Consider the following 19,651-nt stretch of genomic DNA (forward strand, 5'->3'; position numbering starts at 1 on the left):
CCTTACTTCAGGCCATAGGGCGCCCAGAGGCGCACATGGGCCGCGTCGGCATCGCTCAGCACGCTGGTGCCGCGATTGGTGCGGATATATTTCGAATTATGCGAAATCAGACGGTGGCGCTTGCCGGCGACGCCGTGCTTCACCTTGCCCGAGGCGGTGAATTTGAAGCGCTTCTTCACACCGCTCTTGGTCTTCAGCTTGGGCATTTTGGTCTCCTATGTTGTTGAGATCCGGCACCGGCCCGCGCCCCCACCCGGCCACCCAGAAAAGCTACCCTGTTGGGAGGCCGGGTGGGGGCGCGGGCCGGTGCCGCACCAAATCTTAGAGTCCGCTTTGGTATCGGCCTGGCAGCCCTTGTCGCCAGCCGACACAATCGGAAGGCGCGCGCCTAGACGGATTCGCTCGGAATTGCAAGCATCGCGGGCTAGATTGCGGCTCCACCTTCAAAAAGGGAGCGAGTCGCATGAGCGAAGACTATTGTGCCATGAAAGGTGTCGTTCCGCATCTGACGATCCGGGACAATCGCGCCGCCGAGGCAATCGACTTCTACACCCGCGCATTCGGCGCCAGCGAAAGCGGGCGTCATATGGCGGAGGACGGCAAGCGGATCATGCATGCGCATCTCGATCTCAACGGCGGCCCGCTGATGCTCAACGACGATTTTCCCGAAATGATGGGCGGCGCGGCCCCGGCTCCGGCGGGCGTGGGGCTGCATCTCGACGTACCCGACGCCGACGCGGCGTGGGAAAAGGCGCTCGCCGCGGGGGCGACCGTGCGCTTCGCGCTCGACAACCAGTTCTGGGGCCAGCGCTATGGCCAGGTGACCGACCCCTTCGGCCATATCTGGTCGATCGGCGGGCCGGTCACGGAGAGTTAGAAGCTCGCGCCATCGACCTTCTGGATAGTCAGCGCGTCGAGGTCGGCGCCCGGAACGCAGCGCAGGTTCACCGCCGCCATCTTCGATCCATCGGGGCCGGTGCCGACCGAAAAGCTCTGGCACCCGCACGCATCGCAGAATTGATGGTCGATATTATGTTTGTTGAACTTGTACGACGACAGCCGCTCGGCGCCGCTTTCCAGCCGGAACTGGTCGATGGGCACAAAGGTAAGCAGAAAGCCCTTGCGGCGGCAGTGCGAGCAGTTGCAGCTCATCGCCGTATCGGGAATGTCGCCTTCGACACTATAGGTCACTGTGCCGCAATGGCAGCTTCCTTGATATGCCATGTCTTGTCTCCGTTCAGTGATGGCAGGCGAGTCCTTCGATCACATCCTCGAGCCGTGCCGGATCGCCGAGGGCGATGACATGGCCCGCGCTTTCGCTGTGCAGCGGGTCGCCGTTCCAGTCGCACATCGTTCCGCCTGCCCCCTCGACCACGGGGACGAGCGCGGCGAAGTCGTGGAGCTTGAGCCCCGCCTCGACGACCAGGTCGATGTGGCCGGAACTGAGCAGCCCATAATTATAGCAGTCGCCGCCGAAGACCATGCGCTTGTGCGACGTCTTCGCGGCGAGCGCCATGAAATGTTCGCCGTCATGGTCGCTGAAATATTGCGGGCCGGTCGTAGCGAGCACGGCGTCGGCCAGGCTGCGACAGTTGCGCGTTGTCGCCGGCTTGCCGTTGAACAGCGTTGCATGTCCCGTCGCCCCGACCCAGCGTTCGCCGGTGATCGGCTGGTCGATGATCCCGATCAGCGGCCAGCCGTCCTGCAACAGCGCGATCAGCGTGCCGAAGATCGGGCGTCCGGCCATGAAGCTCACCGTGCCGTCGATCGGATCGAGCACCCACTGGCGCAACGCGCCCGCGCGCTCGGCGCCATATTCCTCGCCGATGATGCCGTCGCGCGGCGCCTCGGCATCGAGCAGGCGGCGCATCGCGGCTTCGGCAGCGCGGTCGGCTTCGGTGACGGGGGAGGCATCGTCCTTGGCCTCGTGCGACCAGGCAGATCGGAACAGGGGGCGGATCGCCTCGCCGGCGGCGTCGGCAAGGCGGTTGGCGAGAGCAAGGTCGGATGTGATCGTCATCGCCCTCCGCTAGCCGAGCGCGGTCGTCCTCGCCAGTCCGGGATGTAGGGAGCGCGAATATAGGGCATCGCTGCGGCGCAATTATACCAATTTTACAAAACTCGTATAAATTGTAAAATCAGGGGTCATGGCAGGCGATTTCCCTCTCGATCCAGTCGTCGCAACCTTTGCGCGCCACGGGCTGCGCAAGACGTCGATGGAGGATGTTGCCGCGGCGCTCGGCGTATCGCGCCAAGCGCTCTATCTGCGCTACGGATCGAAGGGCGCGCTGATCGGCTGGGCGGCCAAAGGGCTGATCGACGGTTCGCTTGGCGCCGCGCTCGCCGCTATCGAGCAGCCCGCGAAGACGCTCGCGGACCGGCTCGCCGATGCGCTCGATGCGTGGGTCGGTCGGCACATGACGGCGCTTCACGCCTCGCCGCACGGCGCCGAAATCGTCCCGATGCTTCAACGCCATCTGCCCGATGCGGCGCGTCTTGCCGAGCGGCGGCTGGTCGCTGCGATAGCCGAAGCGATCCGGATGAGCGGTCCCGGCTCGGCGGTGTCGCGGGCGGGCAGCATGGCGCAGGCCTTATGCTGGACGGCGCGCGGACTGGTCCATGCCGTCCCCGACCATGCCGCCTTCCGCCGCCAGCTCGATCATATCGTCGGGGCGCTCGTCGCGCGGTAATCCTGAATGGCGATCATCTCGATCCAATTGTCATCGCGGCCTGCGCCGGTATGACGAATGGGGGCGGTTCTAACCGGCCCCGCCCTATCAATCGAAAAGCGAGGAGACGCTCGTTTCGTCGGCGATGCGCTTGATCGCTTCGCCGAGCAGCGGCGCGACGGTGAGCGCGCGGACCTTCTGGCTGTCATTCACCGCGTCGGTCGGCTGAATCGAATCGGTGATCACGAGTTCGGTAAGCTCGCTCGCATCGACGCGCGCGACCGCGCCGCCCGACAGCACGCCGTGGGTACAATAGGCGACGACGCCTTCGGCGCCCGCGGCCTTCAAGGCGGCGGCGGCGTTGCAGAGCGTGCCCGCCGAATCGACGATGTCGTCGATCAGGATGCAGAAACGGCCGGCGACGTCGCCGATGATGTTCATCACTTCCGATTCGCCGGCGCGTTCGCGGCGCTTGTCGACGATGGCGAGCGGCGCGTTGTCGAGCCGCTTGGCGAGCGCACGGGCGCGGACGACGCCGCCGACGTCGGGCGAGACGACCATCAGATTCTTGTCGCCGAAGCGCGCCTGGATGTCGGCGCTCATCACCGGCGCGGCGTAAAGATTGTCCGTCGGAATGTCGAAAAAGCCCTGAATCTGCCCTGCGTGCAGGTCGATCGCGAGCACGCGGTCGGCGCCCGAGGTGGTGATCAGATTCGCGACGAGCTTGGCCGAAATGGGCGTGCGCGGGCCGGGTTTGCGGTCCTGCCGGGCATAGCCGAAATAGGGGACCACCGCGGTGATGCGTTTCGCCGACGCGCGGCGCAGCGCGTCGTTGATGATGAGCAATTCCATCAGATTGTCGTTCGCCGGGAAATTGGTCGGTTGGACGACGAACACGTCCTGCCCGCGCACATTCTCGTGGATTTCGACGAAGACTTCCTCGTCGGCAAAGCGGCGCACGCTGGTGTCGGTGAGCGGCAGCTCGAGATAGTCGGCGATCGCGCGGGCCAGCGGCAGGTTGCTGTTGCCGGAGATGAGTTTCATAAAGGTGCAGGCCCTTTCGCGGGTGGGATTGCGCGCCCCCTTAGCCAGCGAAGGCGCGAAGGGGAAGGGGTTAAAGGGGCGATCTCTGCCCCTCGGCGCCGCGGCCGCCCGCGTCGTCGCACTCCCGATCTGCTTGGTCGTTGCAATCGCGCGCGCCGGGGGTAAGGCTCGCATCCATGACCGACCGCGCCGACACGCTGACCATCATTCTTTCGCAGATGACCCAGACGGTCGGCGATCTTGCCGCCAATGCCGCCGCGATGCGCGCGGTTCGCGCGCGGCACAAGGGCGCCGACCTCATTCTCTATCCCGAACTGCAGCTGATCGGCTATCCGCCCGAGGATCTGGTGCTGAAGCCCGCGCTGGCCGATCGCGCCGCGCAAATCCTCGCCGAACTTGCGGCCGAGACCGCCGACGGCGGCCCCGCGATGCTGGTCGGGTCGGTCGAGCGCGACGCTGCGGGCCTGCTCTATAATATCGTCGCGTTGCTCGACGGTGGCCGCGTCGTCGCCACGCGGCGGAAGCACGAGCTGCCCAATTACGGCACTTTCGACGAAAAGCGCGTCTTTGCGCCGGGGCCGCTGCCCGACATCGTCGAATGGCGCGGGGTGAAGCTGGGCCTGCCGATCTGCGAGGATGGCTGGCTGCCGACGGTGTGCAGCCATCTCGCGCGGCAGGGCGCCGAGCTGCTCATCTCGGTCAACGGCAGCCCCTATGAAATTGACAAGGACGAACGCCGGCTCTCCCAGGTGTTCGCGAGCCGGGTCGCCGAAACGAAGCTGCCGCTGATCTTTTTGAACCGCATCGGCGGGCAGGACGAGCTGGTCTTCGACGGCTGCTCCTTTGTCCTCGATGGCGATGGACGGACGGTGCACCGGCTGACCGACTGGGAGATCGAGGAGCGCGTCACGCGCTGGACCCGCAAGGGCGGCGGGCGCTGGGTCTGCGAACCGGGCGCGATCACCGAGTGGGAGGCGCATCCCGCCGACATCTATAGCGCGATGATCATATCCCTGCGCGACTATGTGGAGCGCAACCGCTTCCCCGGTGTCGTGCTGGGCCTGTCGGGCGGGATCGATTCGGCGCTGTGCGCCGCGATCGCGGCCGACGCGCTCGGCCCCGACAAGGTCTGGTGCGTCATGCTGCCGAGCCGCTTCACCAGTGAGGCGAGCCTCGACGATGCCGCGGGCTGTGCGGAGATGATCGGATGCCGGCTCGACACCATCCCGATCGTCCCCGCGGTCGAGGCGTTCGATCAAATGCTCGCGGGCAGCTTCGCCGACGCCGAGGTCGATATCACCGAAGAGAATGTCCAGTCGCGCATCCGCGGCGTGACCTTGATGGCGCTCAGCAACAAATTCGGTCCGATGCTGCTCACGACTGGCAACAAGAGCGAGATGAGCGTCGGCTATGCGACCATCTATGGCGACATGGCGGGCGGCTACAATCCGCTCAAGGACGCTTACAAGATGACGGTCTTTGCGCTTGCGAAATGGCGCAACGCAAATGTGCCCCGTCTGTCGCGCAACCGGCGCGCGCCGGTGATGCCCGACACGATCATCACCAAGCCGCCGAGTGCCGAGCTGCGCCCGGATCAGAAAGATCAGGACAGTCTGCCGCCCTATGAGGATCTCGACCGGATGCTGCACATGCTGGTCGAAGAGGAAGCGAGCGTCGACGATGTCGTGGCGCGTCACGGTTTCGACCGCGACGCCGTGGCGCGGATCGAACGCCTGCTCGCCATCGCCGAATATAAGCGCCGCCAGGCGCCGCCGGGGGTCAAATTGTCGACGCGCAACTTCGGGCGCGACCGGCGCTATCCGATCACTCACGGGTTCCGGACGGCATAGGGTAAGGGGGACAGGGGATGGAGGTCACGCTGCCATTGGGGCCGAAGGCGCCCGCCGCGCGGGCCGAACGCGTGCTCGACATCGTGCGGATCACCGTGGCACTGCTCATCCTGATCCACGGCGTCTACCGGCTGGCGGCCGATCTGGTCGCCCCCTTCGGCACCTGGCTCGACAGCCTGGGATTTCCCTATGGCTATGGCTGGGCGATGGCGGTGACGTTGTACGAACTCGTCGGCCCTGCACTGATGCTTGCGCGCCGCTGGACCAGCCTGGCGGCGCTCGGCCACGCCTTCATCCTGACGCTGGGGATGATCCTTGTGCATATGCCCGCCGGGTGGTTCGTCGTCGGCGGCGGGCGCAATGGCGTCGAATATAGCGTCCTCCTGATCGTCGCGCTGCTTGGCATCGCCTGGGCGTACTGGCCGGTGTTGCGCGCGCCGCAACGCGCCGCGGGCTGATCGCTTGGCGAACTGGCTGACCGGCATTGGCTATGCGCTGTCGATTGTCAGCGTCGCGCTGCTCGCGTGGGTCGCCTGGCCTGCCGCGGGCGAGGATCGCGCGCTGGTTGCCGCGGTGGTCGCGGGGGCGGCGCTGTCGGTGATCGGCATGGCGCTGCGCTGGGCCGCGCATATCCTGATGAGCCGCAAGATCCGCGAAGAGCGCGACGGCTGACCGGCGCGCCCCATCCTGCAACTGCGGGGTCGCCAGCGGGGCGGCAATGCGGCTATAGGCGCGCGCCATGATCGTCACGACCCGCTTCGCTCCCTCGCCGACCGGCCAGCTTCACGTCGGCAACGTCCGCACCGCGCTCCACAACTGGCTGTGGACGCGGAAACATGGCGGGCGCTTCCTGCTGCGCATCGACGACACCGATCTCGAACGGTCGAAGGAGGAATATGTCGAGGGCATTCGCGCCGACCTGGCGTGGCTGGGGCTCGACGTCGACGGCGAGGAGCGCCAGTCGGCGCGCTTTGCGCTTTACGAGGCCGAGTTCGAAAGGCTGAAAGCGGCGGGCCGCGTCTATGCCTGTTACGAAACGCCCGAAGAACTGGAGATTCGCCGCAAGATCCTGCTCTCGCGCGGCCTGCCCCCCGTGTACGAGCGCAAGCCCGACCGCGCGCCGGTCCCCGATGGCGTGGCGCCGCACTGGCGCTTCCGGCTCGACCATGATGCGCCGATCGAATGGACCGACCTTGTTCGCGGGCCCCAGCATTTCGATCCCGGGACGATGTCCGATCCCGTCGTGCGCCGCGCCGACGGAAGCTGGCTGTACCTGCTTCCCAGCGTGATCGATGACATCGCGATGGGCATTACCCATGTCGTGCGCGGCGAGGATCATGTGTCGAACACCGCGGCGCAGGTTCAGATGTTCGCCGCGCTCGGCGCCGCGCCGCCGGCCTTTGCTCACGAGGCGCTGCTCGTCGGCACCGAGGGCAAATTGTCGAAGCGGCTGGGCTCGCTCGGCATGGCGAGCCTGCGCGATGCGGGGATCGAACCGATCGCGCTTGCTGCGTTGCTGGCGCGGCTCGGGACGAGCGACCCGGTCGAGCCCGTCACCCAAATGGCGCCGCTGGTCGAGAGCATCGACTTTGCGCGCTTCGGCCGCGCGCCTGCGCGCTTCGACGAAGCCGAGCTGGCGCTGCTCAATCAGAAAATCCTGCATCACACGGGCTATGCCGCGGTGGCCGATCGCCTTCCCGCGGCGCTCACCGAAGCGCGCTGGAATGCGATTCGCCCCAATCTGGCGACGGTTGCCGAAGCCGCCGAGTGGCTCCCCGTGTTCGACGGGCCCTTCGCGCCGCCGGTGCCCGAAGCCGCCGACCGGCCGGTGATCGAAGCGGCGGCGAAGGTGGCGCCGGGCATCGACTGGACCGCCGACCCGTGGCACGCGCTGACCGCTGCGGTAAAGGAGGCGACGGGGGCGAAGGGGCGCGCACTGTTCCTGCCGCTGCGCCGCGCGCTCACCGGGCGCGGCCATGGCCCCGACATGGCCGAGCTGTTGCCGTTGATCGCGAAGGATGAGGCGATCGCACGGCTGGCGGCGGCGTAAGGGCGCCAGACGTCGGGTTCTTGTGTTCCTTCGCGGGGGTGCGGGAGACACATAAGCAATCCGTTTGACAAATAAGTGATGTTATAACATTCTTGTTCTGCGACCGGGCTGATGGCGGCGGTCGACCGCCGGAACCGGGTCGCGAGGCAAGGAGAGATGCCATGACCCTGATACCGCTGATTTCTGCAATGATGGCCGCGCCCGGCGTCACCGCCGTACCGGCGGGCCACTCGGCGACATCGGCCCGCACCGTCTATGGCAGCGACCATCGCCGCCATCCGGTCGCGGCGCTACTCGCGGTCGGGCTGCCCGCCGTGCTGGTCGTCGCGGTGGCGCTGTCGCCGATGATCGTTGTCACGCCGCCGAAGTCGGAACCGATGACCGGTACGCTCATCGAATTGCCCAAACCGCCACCGCCGCCCCAACCCGTCGAGGATGCGAAGCCGACACCCAAGACCCCCTCGGCCACCGAAACCGTCGCCCCGCGCGTGGAAACCGAACCGCTCACCAACGATCGCGTCGCGACCGGGCCGGTATATGATAGCCGCCCGATCGATCCGGGTCCGCCGGCGCGGCCCGCCGATCCGCCGGCACCGCCCAAGCTCGTGCTCGCCGAACTCGACGCGCGCCATGCCGGGGCGTTCCAGCCCGACTATCCCGCGCGCGAGCAACGGCGCGGCATCGAGGGGGTTGCCAAGGTGCGCGTGCTCATCGGGACCGATGGGCGCGTGAAGGCGGTCGAGTTGATCCACGCCGACAGTCCGGGCTTTTTCGAGGAAACGCGGCGCCGCGCGCTGGCCAAATGGCGCTTCAAACCCGCAACGCGCGGCGGCGTGCCGGAGGAAAGCTGGAAAGTGATGACGGTCCGGTTCGAGATTCGGAGCGCCTGAGGGGCGCGGACCCCTCCGGGACGGGCGGCGATGCGCCGCCCGTCCCCTTCCTTTCGCTTGACAGAAGCGCCGAATCCCGCCAAAGGCGCGCGGATATTGAAGGGCGGCGCGGCGTCGCGCGGCCCTTTCATGTTTTTCACACCAACGTCGGGGCCGCTTAGTCCCGCCGCATCCACCGGGCCACCGGCGGATGTGCAGTTACTTCGAGGAACCAGGGCCATGGCCAAGCCGACGACTGTTAAGATCAAGCTGGTGAGCACCGCCGACACGGGCTTTTTCTATGTCACCAAGAAGAACCCGCGCACGATGACCGAGAAGATGACGGTGCGCAAATATGACCCGCGTGCGCGCAAGCACGTCGAGTTCAAGGAAGCCAAGATCAAGTGACGCATTATCCCGTGCGGCGACGCCGCGCGGTCTGAAAATACGTCATCCCCGCGCGGGCGGGGGCCAGAAGGGCGGCTCTTTGCGCCGCCCTTTTTCGTGCGTGGCCTTTGTGCGTGGCAGCCGCGCCGGATCAGATGCGGTCGATCGCGCCGGTGTCGAGCAGCGGCGCCGCGTCCATTTCGCGCACGCCCAATATGTCCGCAAGCCGCTCGGTGCCCGCCAGGATCATCGCCTGTTCCCATGCCGGCAGCGCGGCAAAGCGCGCGGCAAAGATTTCCTGTAGCATGTCGGGCGCTTCGGCAAGGCAGCGCCGCCCCTTTTCGGTCGCGGCGAGCAGCATCCGCCTTTTGTCCTGATCGCTGCGCGCGCGGCTCGCGAGGCCAAGCGCAACGAGGCGGTCGACGATCGCCGTCACCGTCGCGTGGCTGAATTCCAGCCGCTGCGCGACGATCCCCGGCGTCACCTCGCCGCGCGCGTCGATCTCGCGCAGCACGAGCAGCTGCGATGGCGTCAGGCCGGTGGCGGCGGCGAGCCGCCGCGTGCCGCCCTCGGCAGCGCGCAGCACGCGGCGCAAGGCTTTGAGTGTGGCGTTGGCGATCTCGCTTTCCATCGCTCCCGTTTAGACGCGCGGCGCAGCGGCGCCAAACCCATTTTCGACGCCCCCGATCCTTCTATTTATTTCGGATAATGAAATATAATCGACGCAATGGGTTGCGAAACCACGGAATGATCCTATATTTCGCGCGCTTTGAGAATCAACCGGCGCGCAATGCGCCGTTATTTGTTTCAGGAGATGAAATATATTCGATCGTCCAAAAGACGAAGCCTCTGTGCCGCCCGCGGCGGACGCCAGCCCATCGGACCATGGTGCGTCCGATCTGCGCTTTCGCCGGCCGACGGCCGCCGACGGCCCCGCCGTCACCGCGCTGATCGCCGCCTGCCCGCCGCTCGACCGCAATTCGCGCTATTGCAACCTGCTCCAGTGCGAACATTTTGCCGAACAGTGCATCATCGCCGAGCGCGCGGGGCGCATCGTCGGCTGGGTGTCGGGCTATCGCCCGCCGTCGGATGCGCACGCCTTTTTCGTCTGGCAGGTCGCCGTAGCCGCCGAAGGGCGCGGGCGGCGGCTGGCCAGCCGGATGATTGCCGCACTGCTGGCGCGACCGGCGCAGGACGGCGTGACGCACATGATCACGACGATCACCGCCGACAATCAGGCGTCGTGGGCGCTTTTTCGCGGGCTGGCGCGCGATTGGGACGCCGAGCTGGAGCGCACCCCGCTTTTCGAGCGCGAGACGCATTTCGCTGGCGCCCACGCAACCGAATTTCTGGCCCGCATCGGGCCGTTCGACCGCACAAAAATCGACGCAGAACAGGAATAGGATGATGAGCAAGACACCGCAGCCTTCGGGCACGCTTCCCGACCGGAGCATCTATGAGCGCCGCGAATCGGCGGTGCGCAGCTATGCGCGCTCGATGCCGCGCCAGTTCGGCAAGGCCGAGGGCGTGTGGATGCACGACGATCAGGGCGGGCGCTATCTCGACTTTCTCTCAGGATGCTCGACGCTGAACTATGGCCACAACCACCCGATTTTGAAGCAGGCGCTGCTCGACTATATCGCGGCCGATGGCATCGCCCACGGGCTCGACCTCCATACCGATGCCAAGCGCGATTTTCTGGATACGTTCGAGGAACTGATCCTGAAACCGCGCGGGCTCGATCACCGCGTCATGTTCACCGGCCCGACGGGAACCAACGCGGTCGAGGCGGCGATCAAGCTCGCGCGCAAGGTCACGGGCCGCGAACTGGTCATCGCCTTTACCAACGGTTTCCACGGCATGACATTGGGCGCGCTTGCCTGCACCGGCAATGCGACCAAGCGCGGCGGCGCGGGCGTGCCGCTCGCCCACGTCGCGCACGAACCTTATGACGGCTATTACGGCCCCGACGTCGATACCGCCGACCTGCTCGAACAGCGGCTCGCCGATCCGTCGAGCGGGCTCGACGCGCCCGCGGCAATCCTGGTCGAAACGGTACAGGGCGAAGGCGGGCTCAACGCCGCATCGCCCGAGTGGCTGCGCCGCATCGCCGACATCGCCAAGGCGCACGGCGCGCTGCTCATCGTCGATGACATCCAGGCGGGCTGCGGCCGCACCGGCGGCTTTTTCAGCTTCGAGGATATGGGTTTTACCCCCGACATCGTCACGCTCGCCAAGTCGCTGTCGGGCATGGGACTGCCCTTTGCGCTGACCTTGCTGCGCCCCGAACTCGACCAATGGTCGCCGGGCGAGCATAATGGCACCTTTCGCGGCAACAACCACGCGTTCGTTACCGCCACCGCCGCGCTCCGCCATTTCTGGAACGGCGACGATTTCCAGCGCGACGTGCGCCGTCGCGGCGACCTGCTCGCGGCGCGGCTCGGTGCGATCGCCGCCGACCACGGCTTTGAAACGCGCGGCCGCGGCATGATGCGCGGCATCAATGTCGGTTCGGGCGAACTCGCCGCGGCAGTGACGGCCGCCTGTTTCGATGCCGGGCTGATCATCGAAACGAGCGGTGCGCATGACGAGGTGATCAAGGTGCTTGCTCCGCTCGTCATCGACGACGCCGTACTCGGCGCCGGCCTCGACATTCTCGAAACCAAGATCCGCGACGCGATGGCTTCGGATTACGCCGTCGCCGCCGAATAAGCACAGGAGACAAAAGACATGATCGTTCGCAACCTAGGCGAGATTCGCAAAACCGACCGCAACGTCCGTTCGGATGGCTGGGCCAGCGCGCGGCTGCTGCTCAAGGATGACGGCATGGGCTTTTCGTTCCACGTCACCACCCTCTTTGCGGGCAGCGAGCTCAAGATGCATTATCAGAACCATCTGGAGGCGGTGCTGGTGCTGAAAGGCACGGGCACGATCGAGGATCTGGCGACCGGAGAGGTTCACGCGCTGCGCCCCGGCGTGATGTATGCACTCAACGACCATGACCGCCACATCGTTCGGCCCGAAACCGACATATTGACCGCCTGCGTCTTCAACCCGCCCGTCACGGGCCGGGAAGTGCATGACGAAAGCGGGGCCTATCCGGCGGACCCCGACCTCGCGCGCGAGCGCGTCGCCGCCGACTGACCTTCACACCCAACAGAAAGGGAGACGTCCGATGCAAGACCTCTACCCCTCGCGCCAGCGCGCGGAAGCCGAGATGCGGCCGCGCCTGGACCCTGTCGTCTACAGCGAATGGAGCGACGCCGCGCCGATCAGCGCATCGCAGGCCGCGGCCTTTGACCGCGATGGCTATATGCTGCTCGAGGATATTTTCTCGGCCGACGAAGTCGCCTTCCTGCAAAAAGCCGCCGGCGCCCTGCTCGCCGACCCCGCCGCGCTCGACGCCGAGACGATCGTTACCGAGCCGCAGGGCAAGGAAATCCGCTCCATCTTCGAGATTCACGCGCAAAGCCCCGTGATGAAGCGGCTGGCCTCCGACGCGCGGCTCGCCGATGTCGCGCGCTTTCTGCTCGGCGACGAGGTGTATATCCACCAGTCGCGGCTCAATTATAAGCCCGGTTTCAAGGGCAAGGAATTTTACTGGCACAGCGATTTCGAAACCTGGCATGTCGAGGACGGGATGCCGCGGATGCGCGCCTTGTCGATGTCGGTGCTGCTCGCCGAAAACACGCCGCACAATGGTCCGCTGATGGTGATTCCGGGGTCGCACCGCACCTACCTCACCTGCGTCGGCGAAACCCCCGACGACCATTATCTGAGCTCGCTCAAGAAACAGGAATATGGCGTCCCGGACGAGGAAAGCCTGGCCGAACTGGCGCACAAGCATGGCATCGTCGCGCCGACGGGCAAGCCGGGCACGGTGATCCTGTTCGACTGCAATCTGATGCACGGGTCGAACGGCAACATCACGCCCTTCCCGCGCGCCAATGCCTTCCTGGTCTATAACGCCGTCAGCAACCGGCTCGAAAAGCCCTTCGGCGTCGAAAAGCCGCGTCCCTGGTTCCTCGCGAACCGCGACGAACCAGCGGCACTGAGCGTCGAGCGCGGGCCGCTCGCCCAGGCGGTGCCGGCATGACGGGGCACAGCGTCGAAAAGATCGGCGGCACCTCGATGGCCGCGACCGCGACCCTGTTCGACAATGTGCTCGTCGCGGGGCGGTCGGGCGCCGATCTCTACAACCGCATCTTTGTCGTGTCGGCCTATGCCGGGATGACCGACCTGCTCCTTGAAAACAAGAAGACAGGCGCGCCCGGGGTCTATGGTCATTTCGTCGACGACGACGATGCCGACGCATGGCGCCGCGGCATGGCGGCGGTGCGCACCGCGATGCACGCGCGCAATGCCGAGATGTTCGTGCGCGGCGAAAGCCGGGCCGAGGCCGACCGGTTCGTCGATGCGCGCGTCGATGCCGTCGCCGCCTGCCTCGACGATCTCGCGCGGCTGCGCAGCCATGGGCGCTTCGGATTGAAGGACCAGCTCGCGACGGTGCGCGAACTGCTCGCGGGGATCGGCGAGGCGCATAGCGCGCACAGCACCGCGCTGCTGCTGCGCGACCGCGACGTCAATGCGCTGTTCGTCGATCTGACGCTGTGGGACCAGGACGATCTCAGAAGCCTGGACGAACGGATCAAGGAAGCCTTTGCCCCGATCGATCTTCGCACCACGCTGCCGATCGTCACCGGCTATGCGGGATGCGAAGGCGGCATGGTACGCCGCTATGCGCGCGGCTATACCGAAATGACCTTCTCGCGGCTTGCCGTGCTCACCGGCGCGCGCGAGGCGATCATCCACAAGGAGTTCCACCTGTCGAGCGCCGACCCCAAGCTGGTCGGCGAAGGCAAGGCGCGCAAGATCGGCCGCACCAATTACGACGTCGCCGACCAGCTCGCGAACCTTGGGATGGAAGCCGTCCATCCGGGGGCCGGGCGCGGGCTGCGCCAGTCCGGCATCCCGCTGCGCGTGCGCAACACCTTCGACCGCGAGGACGAAGGCACGCTGGTGACCGGCGACTATGTCTCCGACGTACCGCGCGTCGAGATCGTCACCGGGCTGCGCCAGGTGCAGGCGCTGCAATTCTTCGAACAGGATATGGTCGGGGTAAAGGGTTATGACGCCGCGATCCTCGACGCGCTGACGCGCCACAAGATCTGGATCGTCAGCAAATCGTCGAACGCGAACACGATCACCCATTATCTGTCGGCGAGCGCCGCCGCGGTGAACAAGGTGATCGGCGGCCTGCAGGACCAATATCCCGACGCCGCGATTTCGGCACAGCCGGTGGCGATGGTATCGGTGATCGGCAGCGACATCTCGCGCCCCGGCCTCGTTCCCGATGCGCTGCGCGCACTCGATGCGGCGGGGGTATCGATGATCGCGATGCAGCATCAGATCCGCAACGTGGACATCCAGTTCCTGATCGATCCGGGCGATTTCGACACTGCCGTCGTCGCGCTGCACAAGGCGCTGGTCGAGGATGAGGCCGGGGGAGCGGTAAAGCGGCGCGCCGCCTGATCCGGCTGCCGCCGATGCTTGCCACGATCAACCCCGTTCGCAGCCTGCTCGTCGCCATCTTCGTGATGATGGCGGGCAGCGGCTTCCTGTCGACGCTCATCGGCCTCCGGCTCGAACGCGCGGGCAGCGGCACGATGGTGATCGGCCTTGTCGCCACCGCCTATTTCGGCGGGCTGGTGATCGGCGCGCTCCGCGCGGGCGTTCTCGTGCGCCGCGTCGGCCATATTCGTGCCTATGCTGCCTTTGTTGCGCTGCTTTCGGCGAGCACGCTGACCTATGCGCTGTTTCAGCACCCCTTGCTCTGGGCGGGGCTTCGGCTGGTCGACGGGCTGTGCGTCGCGGGGGTGTTCATCTGCGTCGAAAGCTGGCTCAACGACCGGGCGGAGGCGGAAACGCGCGGCACGGTCCTCGCTTTCTATATGGTCGCGCTCTATTCTGGACAGGCGATCGGGCAACTGCTGCTGCGTTCGGGCAATACGGCGCCGCAGATTCCCTTTGAACTCGCCTCGGTCCTGATCTCGCTCGCGATCATTCCCGTCTGCCTGACGCGCAGCGCGGCGCCCGCGCTCGAGGATGCGGCGTCGCTGCCGCTGCGGCGGCTGTTCGAAGCGTCGCCGCTTGGCGTCGCGGGGGCGGGGATGACCGGGCTGCTGCTCGGCGCCTTCTATGGCCTTGCCGCCATTTATGCGCGGCGGACCGGGCTCAGCCTCGCCGACACCGCGACCTTCATGATGACGGTGATTCTGGGCGGCGTCGCGCTGCAATGGCCGCTCGGCCGCCTGTCGGACCGCTTCGACCGCCGCCGCGTGATCATCGCCTGTTTTGCCGCGACGCTCGGTGTCAGCGTCGCGCTCGCCATGGCCCCCGCCGGGGCGCTGCTTTTTGCGCTCGGCGCCTTGTTCGGCGGGCTCAGCTTCGCGCTCTATCCGCTGTGCGTGGCCTTCGCGAACGACCGCCTGCTGCCGTCGGAGCGCGTGACCGCCAGCGGTCAGCTCGTCCTCCTCTATTCGGTCGGCGCCGCAATAGGCCCGCTCGGCGCGGCGGCAGCGATGACCGCGGCGGGGGCGGGGGGGCTGTTCCTCTTCATCGCTTTGGCGGCGGCGGCGATGCTCGCCTTCGGCCTTTGGCGCCTCGCCGCCAGCGATCCCGTTCCCGGCGCGGCGCAACAGGATTTCCAGATCCTGCCGCGCACCACGCCGGTTGCCGCGCTGCTCGATCCCGCCGGCCCCGAACCCGAACCAATCCAAAAAAACAGGTGACGCATGGACAAGATCATGACCCCCGACGCCTCCGCCCCCTCATCGGCGCACGCCGGATCATCGCCGCTCCGCCGCGCGGTCGGGGCGTCGGCGCTCGGCAATGCCGTCGAATGGTTCGACTATGGCATTTATGCCTATGGCGTGACCTATATTTCGGCGGCGCTTTTTCCGGGCGAGACCGAGGAGGCGGTGCTGTTCGCGCTCGCGACCTTTGCCATCTCCTTCCTCGTGCGGCCGCTCGGCGGGCTGTTCTGGGGGCCGCTCGGCGACCGCATCGGGCGCAAGTCGGTGCTCGCGATGACGATTTTGCTGATGGCGGGCGCGACCTTCGCGGTCGGACTCATTCCGTCCTATGACAGCATTGGTTTCTGGGCGCCGACCCTGCTTATCATCCTGCGGATGCTCCAGGGTTTTTCGACCGGCGGCGAATATGGCGGCGCAGCGACCTTCATGGCCGAATATGCGCCCGACGACCGGCGCGGCTTTTACGGCAGCTTCCTCGAATTCGGGACGCTCGCGGGCTTTTCCTTCGGCGCGGCGCTGATGCTCGGCTATTCGCTCTATCTCGGCGATGCGGCGATGCACGAATGGGGCTGGCGCATTCCGTTCCTGATTGCAGGGCCGATCGGGCTCATCGGCATGTATGTCCGATCGAAGATGGAGGATACGCCGGTATTTCGCGAGGAAATGGCGTCCGCCGAGCGGCGCGAGCCGCCGGGGCTGGCCGTGCTGCTGCGCGATTACTGGCGCCCCTTGCTGGTGGTTGGCGGGCTGGTGGTGGCGCTCAACGTCGTCAACTATTCGCTGCTCAGCTATATGCCGACCTATCTTCAGCGGCGCATCGGCCTGTCGAGCGAGGAGGCGCTGCTCGTGCCGATCATCGGCATGCTCTTCATGATGATCTTCCTGCCCTTTGCCGGCGCGCTGTCGGATCGGGTGGGGCGGCGGCCGATGTGGCGCTGGTCGCTCATCGGGCTCTTCCTGCTCGTCGTGCCGCTCTATATGCTGATCGGCACGGGTTTTGCGGGCGCGGTGATCGCCTTCATGGCGCTCGGTCTGCTTTATGTGCCGCAACTTGCGACGATCTCTGCCACCTTTCCCGCGATGTTCCCGACCGCGGTGCGCTTCGCGGGCTTTGCCGTCGCCTATAATATCTCGACCTCGATCTTCGGCGGCACCGCGCCGATGATCGGCAGCGGGCTGATCAGCCTGACCGGCGACCCGCTCATGCCGGCTTATTATATGATGCTCGCCTGCCTTGTCGGGATGGTGGCGCTGCGCTTCATGCCCGAAACGGCGGGACGGTCGCTGCGCGAAGACCCGTTTCGGCGGGGTTGAGCGCGCGCGGGACGTCCGGGCGTCTATTCCCACCCGCGCGCGCGCGCGGCGCGTTCGGCGGCGGCGTCGAAAGGCTCGCCGGCCATCATCGCCGCCGCATCGGCCGCCAGCGATCCCGATCCCGCCTGGCGATAGGCGCTGGCGGTCCGGCCGCCCACCGTCCGTTCGAGCGACCAGCCGTTCGCGTCGCGGCAGCCGATGCCGGACAGCGCGGCGCCCTCGAAACTGCGGCAGATACGCCCGCGCCGGTCCTGGAAGCTGAGGCCGATCCGCACCGCGGGATCGGCGCCCTGCGTCGCCGCGAGCTGCGTGTCGAGCGCGGCGGCAAGCTCGCCCGAGGCGACGAGCATGCCGCCGCGTTCCGCCACGTCGGCGGCGGGTGCCCACGGCCGCATACCGATCGTCAGTCCGAGGAGGAGTGACGCCGCGATTGCGCCCATATGCGCGGGCGCAACGCGCAGGCGCCGCCGTTCGCGCCGTTCGGCAAGGCTCGTGTCGATCGACGTATCGGCCAGCAGCGCGCGCAGCCGGTCGGGGACCGGTTCGGCCGCAACGGGAGCGTAATGCGCCGCCAGCTGTACCGTCAGCGCGCGATGGCGTGCGATCGCGGCGGCGAGCGCAGCATTGCTTTCCGCCTCGCGTTCGATCCGGCGTGCCGTCAGGTCGTCGACTTCGCCGTCGACATAAGCGGCGACCAAAAGGGGATCGAAACTCATGCCGCCTCTCCCAGCAACTGCATCAATGTGTCGCGCCCGCGCGCCAGGCGCGAGGTGACGGTGCCGATCGGCACGTCCAGGATTTCGGCCGCCTCGCGATAGGCATAGCCTTCGACAAGGACGAGCATCACGACCTCGCGCTGTTCGTCGGGCAGGCGCGCCATGGCGCCATCGACATCGCCGCGCAGCGCGCCCGCCTCGACCTCGGCGGCGCCGTCGCCCGCGATTTGCATCACGCCCTCGTCGATTACCTCATGGACGCCGCGCCGCCCCGCCGCCCGCCGCTCGTCGATCCACAGATTTCGGGTGATGCGATACATCCAGCTGTCCAATCTCGTTCCGTCCTGCCACTGCCCGCGCGATTTCAGCGCGCGCTCGATCGCCGCCTGACACAGATCGTCGGCGTCGGCGGTGCTGTGCGTCAGGCCGCGCGCGAAACGGCGCAGCCGGGGCAGCAGCTCGATCAGTTCCTCTTCAAAGCGCATCGTCGCCTTTTCGATTGCCTGAGGATGAAACGACAGCCTTCTATCGTTTCTTCCGCATCATGCTAAAATTTTCTGTCGCGGCCGACGCCGCGCGTCGATGAGAGACAAAGATGAAATATATGTTCGCATGGCTGCTCGCGCTTTGCCTCCTTCCCGGCGGCGCGGTCCCGCGCGCCGGGGCGCAGGTTGCGTTGCCGCCGGTCGGCATTCCCGACACGGGGCGCATCTTGCCGGGGCTGCCCGATCTGGCGGGTGACACGCTTGGCGCCACGGAGGACAGGCTGCGCGCGCTGCGGCTCGACCGCATCGCCGCACTGGTCCGGCGTCACCCCGACGCGATCGAGCGCGACGCGCGGGGCGAGCCGGCGGTGCGCGGCGTCCTCGTCGCGATCGGCGTCGATGGGCCGATGATCGCGCGTGCCCGCGAAAAGGGTTTTGGGCTGATCAACCGCGAAAGGCTCGATGCGCTCGGCATCGACATCGCGCGTTTTCGCGTCCCCGACGGGCGCAGCCTCGGCCGGGCGCAGCGGCAACTGGCCAAGCTGTTGCCCCAAGCCGAAGTCGATGTTGACCATATTTATTTTCCGAGCGGGCCGGGCGGGGCTTTGCCGGGGACGATGCTGGCAACGACCGCGCCCGGAGGCCCGGCGCCGCTCGGCCTGATCGACGGCGGCGTCGCGGCGCATCCATCGGTGGCGGGGCGCGTCGAGCAGCAGGGATTCGCGCGCGGTGCGCCCGCGGCCAGCGAACATGGAACGGCGGTTGCCTCCTTGCTCGTCGGCGCGGGGAAGGTGCAGGGCGCGGCGCCGGGACAGCATCTGCTCGCCGCGGACGTCTATGGCGCCGACCCGGCGGGTGGAAGCGCCAGCGCGATCGCCCGCGCGCTGGGCTGGCTTGCATCGCGCCGCGTCGCGGTGACGACGATCAGCCTTGTCGGCCCGGACAATAAATTGCTCGCGGCGGCGGTTTCCGCCGCGCAGCGCCGGGGAATGCTGATCGTCGCGGCGGTCGGCAATGACGGACCTGCCGCGCCGCCCGCCTATCCCGCATCCTATCGCGGCGTGTTCGCCGTAACCGGTGTCGATGCCAGGCGGCGCGCGCTCCCGGAGGCCGGCCGCGCGCTCGACATCGACTTTGCCGCCCCCGGCGATGCGGTGCACGCCGCGACCGGCGCGGCCAGTTCCGGCCGCCTGCGCGGGACATCCTTTGCCGCGCCGCTCGTCGCCGGGCGGCTTGCGCTCCACTATCCGGTCGCCGCGATCGAGGCGATCGGGCCCGCGGTTGCCGCGCTGGTGATGGAGGCGCGCGACCTCGGCGCCAAGGGGCGCGACAAGATTTACGGTCACGGCCTGATTTGCGGCGATTGCGGACGCTGAGCGGGCCCCGCATATTTTTTTGGAAGAATATCGGACGCGCCATCGTTCTTGCATCAGGCCCAGCCCCTCCGGGCCC

23 protein-coding genes are annotated in these 19,651 nt (G+C 66.9%); 16 read left to right on the plus strand and 7 right to left on the minus strand.

Annotation, left to right across the window (positions count from 1 at the left end; translation table 11 throughout):
* Positions 1–2: 2 nt before the first annotated feature.
* Positions 3–206: a 50S ribosomal protein L35 gene (rpmI, locus tag RIA72_RS08615; protein WP_322308580.1), complete on the minus strand. Its 204-nt coding sequence runs from the start codon at positions 204–206 to the stop codon at positions 3–5.
* A gap of 257 nt (positions 207–463) precedes the next feature.
* On the opposite strand from rpmI, the gene RIA72_RS08620 reads away from it, so the two are divergent.
* Entirely contained in the window at positions 464–877 is a 414-nt protein-coding gene (locus RIA72_RS08620) for a VOC family protein (protein ID WP_350031770.1), read from the plus strand.
* On the opposite strand, the gene RIA72_RS08625 is transcribed toward RIA72_RS08620, so the two are convergent.
* Both RIA72_RS08625 and RIA72_RS08630 read right to left on the minus strand, forming a co-directional pair.
* Positions 874–1,224: a GFA family protein gene (locus tag RIA72_RS08625; protein ID WP_350031771.1), complete on the minus strand. Its 351-nt coding sequence runs from the start codon at positions 1,222–1,224 to the stop codon at positions 874–876. The genes RIA72_RS08620 and RIA72_RS08625 overlap by 4 nt on opposite strands.
* Positions 1,225–1,237: 13 nt before the next feature.
* On the minus strand, positions 1,238–2,020 hold the full coding sequence (locus RIA72_RS08630) for an inositol monophosphatase family protein (RefSeq protein ID WP_350031772.1): 783 nt from the start codon (positions 2,018–2,020) through the stop codon (positions 1,238–1,240).
* A gap of 127 nt (positions 2,021–2,147) precedes the next feature.
* Between RIA72_RS08630 and RIA72_RS08635 the strand changes: the two genes are divergently transcribed.
* Positions 2,148–2,690 carry a TetR/AcrR family transcriptional regulator gene (locus RIA72_RS08635; RefSeq protein ID WP_350031773.1) on the plus strand — a complete coding sequence of 181 codons (543 nt, stop codon included), beginning with the start codon at positions 2,148–2,150 and terminating at the stop codon, positions 2,688–2,690.
* Positions 2,691–2,777: 87 nt separating this feature from the next.
* On the opposite strand, the gene RIA72_RS08640 is transcribed toward RIA72_RS08635, so the two are convergent.
* The gene (locus tag RIA72_RS08640; RefSeq protein WP_350031774.1) at positions 2,778–3,713 is read right to left on the minus strand and encodes a ribose-phosphate pyrophosphokinase; all 936 of its coding nucleotides are present in this window, start codon (positions 3,711–3,713) and stop codon (positions 2,778–2,780) included.
* 176 nt (positions 3,714–3,889) lie between these two features.
* Here RIA72_RS08640 and RIA72_RS08645 point away from each other — a divergent pair, with 176 nt between their 5' ends.
* The 6 genes from RIA72_RS08645 (at position 3,890) to rpmG (ending at position 8,890) form a co-directional block, all read left to right on the plus strand.
* Complete coding sequence (locus RIA72_RS08645) at positions 3,890–5,563, plus strand: NAD+ synthase (RefSeq protein WP_350031775.1); 1,674 nt, start codon at positions 3,890–3,892, stop codon at positions 5,561–5,563.
* 17 nt (positions 5,564–5,580) lie between these two features.
* Entirely contained in the window at positions 5,581–6,021 is a 441-nt protein-coding gene (locus RIA72_RS08650) for a DoxX family protein (RefSeq protein ID WP_350031776.1), read from the plus strand.
* Positions 6,022–6,025: 4 nt separating this feature from the next.
* Positions 6,026–6,235 carry a hypothetical protein gene (locus RIA72_RS08655; RefSeq protein WP_350031777.1) on the plus strand — a complete coding sequence of 70 codons (210 nt, stop codon included), beginning with the start codon at positions 6,026–6,028 and terminating at the stop codon, positions 6,233–6,235.
* 67 nt (positions 6,236–6,302) lie between these two features.
* Positions 6,303–7,613, plus strand: coding sequence for a glutamate--tRNA ligase (locus tag RIA72_RS08660; protein WP_350031778.1), 1,311 nt, complete (start codon positions 6,303–6,305; stop codon positions 7,611–7,613).
* Positions 7,614–7,774: 161 nt separating this feature from the next.
* On the plus strand, positions 7,775–8,503 hold the full coding sequence (locus RIA72_RS08665; protein WP_350031779.1) for an energy transducer TonB: 729 nt from the start codon (positions 7,775–7,777) through the stop codon (positions 8,501–8,503).
* 219 nt (positions 8,504–8,722) lie between these two features.
* Positions 8,723–8,890, plus strand: coding sequence for a 50S ribosomal protein L33 (rpmG, locus tag RIA72_RS08670; RefSeq protein ID WP_011543216.1), 168 nt, complete (start codon positions 8,723–8,725; stop codon positions 8,888–8,890).
* A 130-nt stretch (positions 8,891–9,020) separates the two neighbouring features.
* On the opposite strand, the gene RIA72_RS08675 is transcribed toward rpmG, so the two are convergent.
* A complete protein-coding gene (locus RIA72_RS08675) occupies positions 9,021–9,500 on the minus strand; it encodes a MarR family winged helix-turn-helix transcriptional regulator (RefSeq protein WP_350031780.1) in 480 nt (159 codons plus the stop codon).
* A 316-nt stretch (positions 9,501–9,816) separates the two neighbouring features.
* Between RIA72_RS08675 and ectA the strand changes: the two genes are divergently transcribed.
* Genes ectA through RIA72_RS08710 form a run of 7 tightly spaced genes read left to right on the plus strand, consistent with a single transcriptional unit; the run spans position 9,817 to position 16,998 of the window.
* Positions 9,817–10,272 (plus strand): diaminobutyrate acetyltransferase, encoded by a 456-nt coding sequence (ectA, locus tag RIA72_RS08680; RefSeq protein WP_502957947.1) that lies wholly within the window; start codon positions 9,817–9,819, stop codon positions 10,270–10,272.
* 4 nt (positions 10,273–10,276) lie between these two features.
* Entirely contained in the window at positions 10,277–11,581 is a 1,305-nt protein-coding gene (ectB, locus tag RIA72_RS08685) for a diaminobutyrate--2-oxoglutarate transaminase (protein ID WP_502957946.1), read from the plus strand.
* A gap of 18 nt (positions 11,582–11,599) precedes the next feature.
* Entirely contained in the window at positions 11,600–12,013 is a 414-nt protein-coding gene (locus RIA72_RS08690; protein ID WP_350031782.1) for an ectoine synthase, read from the plus strand.
* A 31-nt stretch (positions 12,014–12,044) separates the two neighbouring features.
* Positions 12,045–12,965 carry an ectoine hydroxylase gene (gene thpD, locus RIA72_RS08695; protein WP_350031783.1) on the plus strand — a complete coding sequence of 307 codons (921 nt, stop codon included), beginning with the start codon at positions 12,045–12,047 and terminating at the stop codon, positions 12,963–12,965.
* Complete coding sequence (locus RIA72_RS08700) at positions 12,962–14,401, plus strand: aspartate kinase (RefSeq protein ID WP_350031784.1); 1,440 nt, start codon at positions 12,962–12,964, stop codon at positions 14,399–14,401. The genes thpD and RIA72_RS08700 overlap by 4 nt, the downstream gene beginning before the upstream one ends.
* Before the next feature lie 14 nt (positions 14,402–14,415).
* The gene (locus RIA72_RS08705; protein ID WP_350031785.1) at positions 14,416–15,660 is read left to right on the plus strand and encodes an MFS transporter; all 1,245 of its coding nucleotides are present in this window, start codon (positions 14,416–14,418) and stop codon (positions 15,658–15,660) included.
* 15 nt (positions 15,661–15,675) lie between these two features.
* Positions 15,676–16,998, plus strand: a complete 1,323-nt coding sequence (locus tag RIA72_RS08710; protein ID WP_350031829.1) for an MFS transporter — start codon at positions 15,676–15,678, stop codon at positions 16,996–16,998.
* A 23-nt stretch (positions 16,999–17,021) separates the two neighbouring features.
* Here RIA72_RS08710 and RIA72_RS08715 read toward each other — a convergent pair whose 3' ends face one another.
* Both RIA72_RS08715 and RIA72_RS08720 read right to left on the minus strand, forming a co-directional pair.
* Entirely contained in the window at positions 17,022–17,714 is a 693-nt protein-coding gene (locus RIA72_RS08715) for an anti-sigma factor (protein WP_350031786.1), read from the minus strand.
* Positions 17,711–18,199, minus strand: coding sequence for an RNA polymerase sigma factor (locus RIA72_RS08720; RefSeq protein WP_350031787.1), 489 nt, complete (start codon positions 18,197–18,199; stop codon positions 17,711–17,713). The genes RIA72_RS08715 and RIA72_RS08720 overlap by 4 nt, the downstream gene beginning before the upstream one ends.
* A 110-nt stretch (positions 18,200–18,309) precedes the next feature.
* On the opposite strand from RIA72_RS08720, the gene RIA72_RS08725 reads away from it, so the two are divergent.
* Complete coding sequence (locus tag RIA72_RS08725; RefSeq protein WP_350031788.1) at positions 18,310–19,575, plus strand: S8 family serine peptidase; 1,266 nt, start codon at positions 18,310–18,312, stop codon at positions 19,573–19,575.
* Positions 19,576–19,651 lie beyond the last annotated feature (76 nt).

It is taken from the genome of Sphingopyxis sp., from assembly GCF_040216815.1.
Lineage (GTDB): Bacteria > Pseudomonadota > Alphaproteobacteria > Sphingomonadales > Sphingomonadaceae > Sphingopyxis.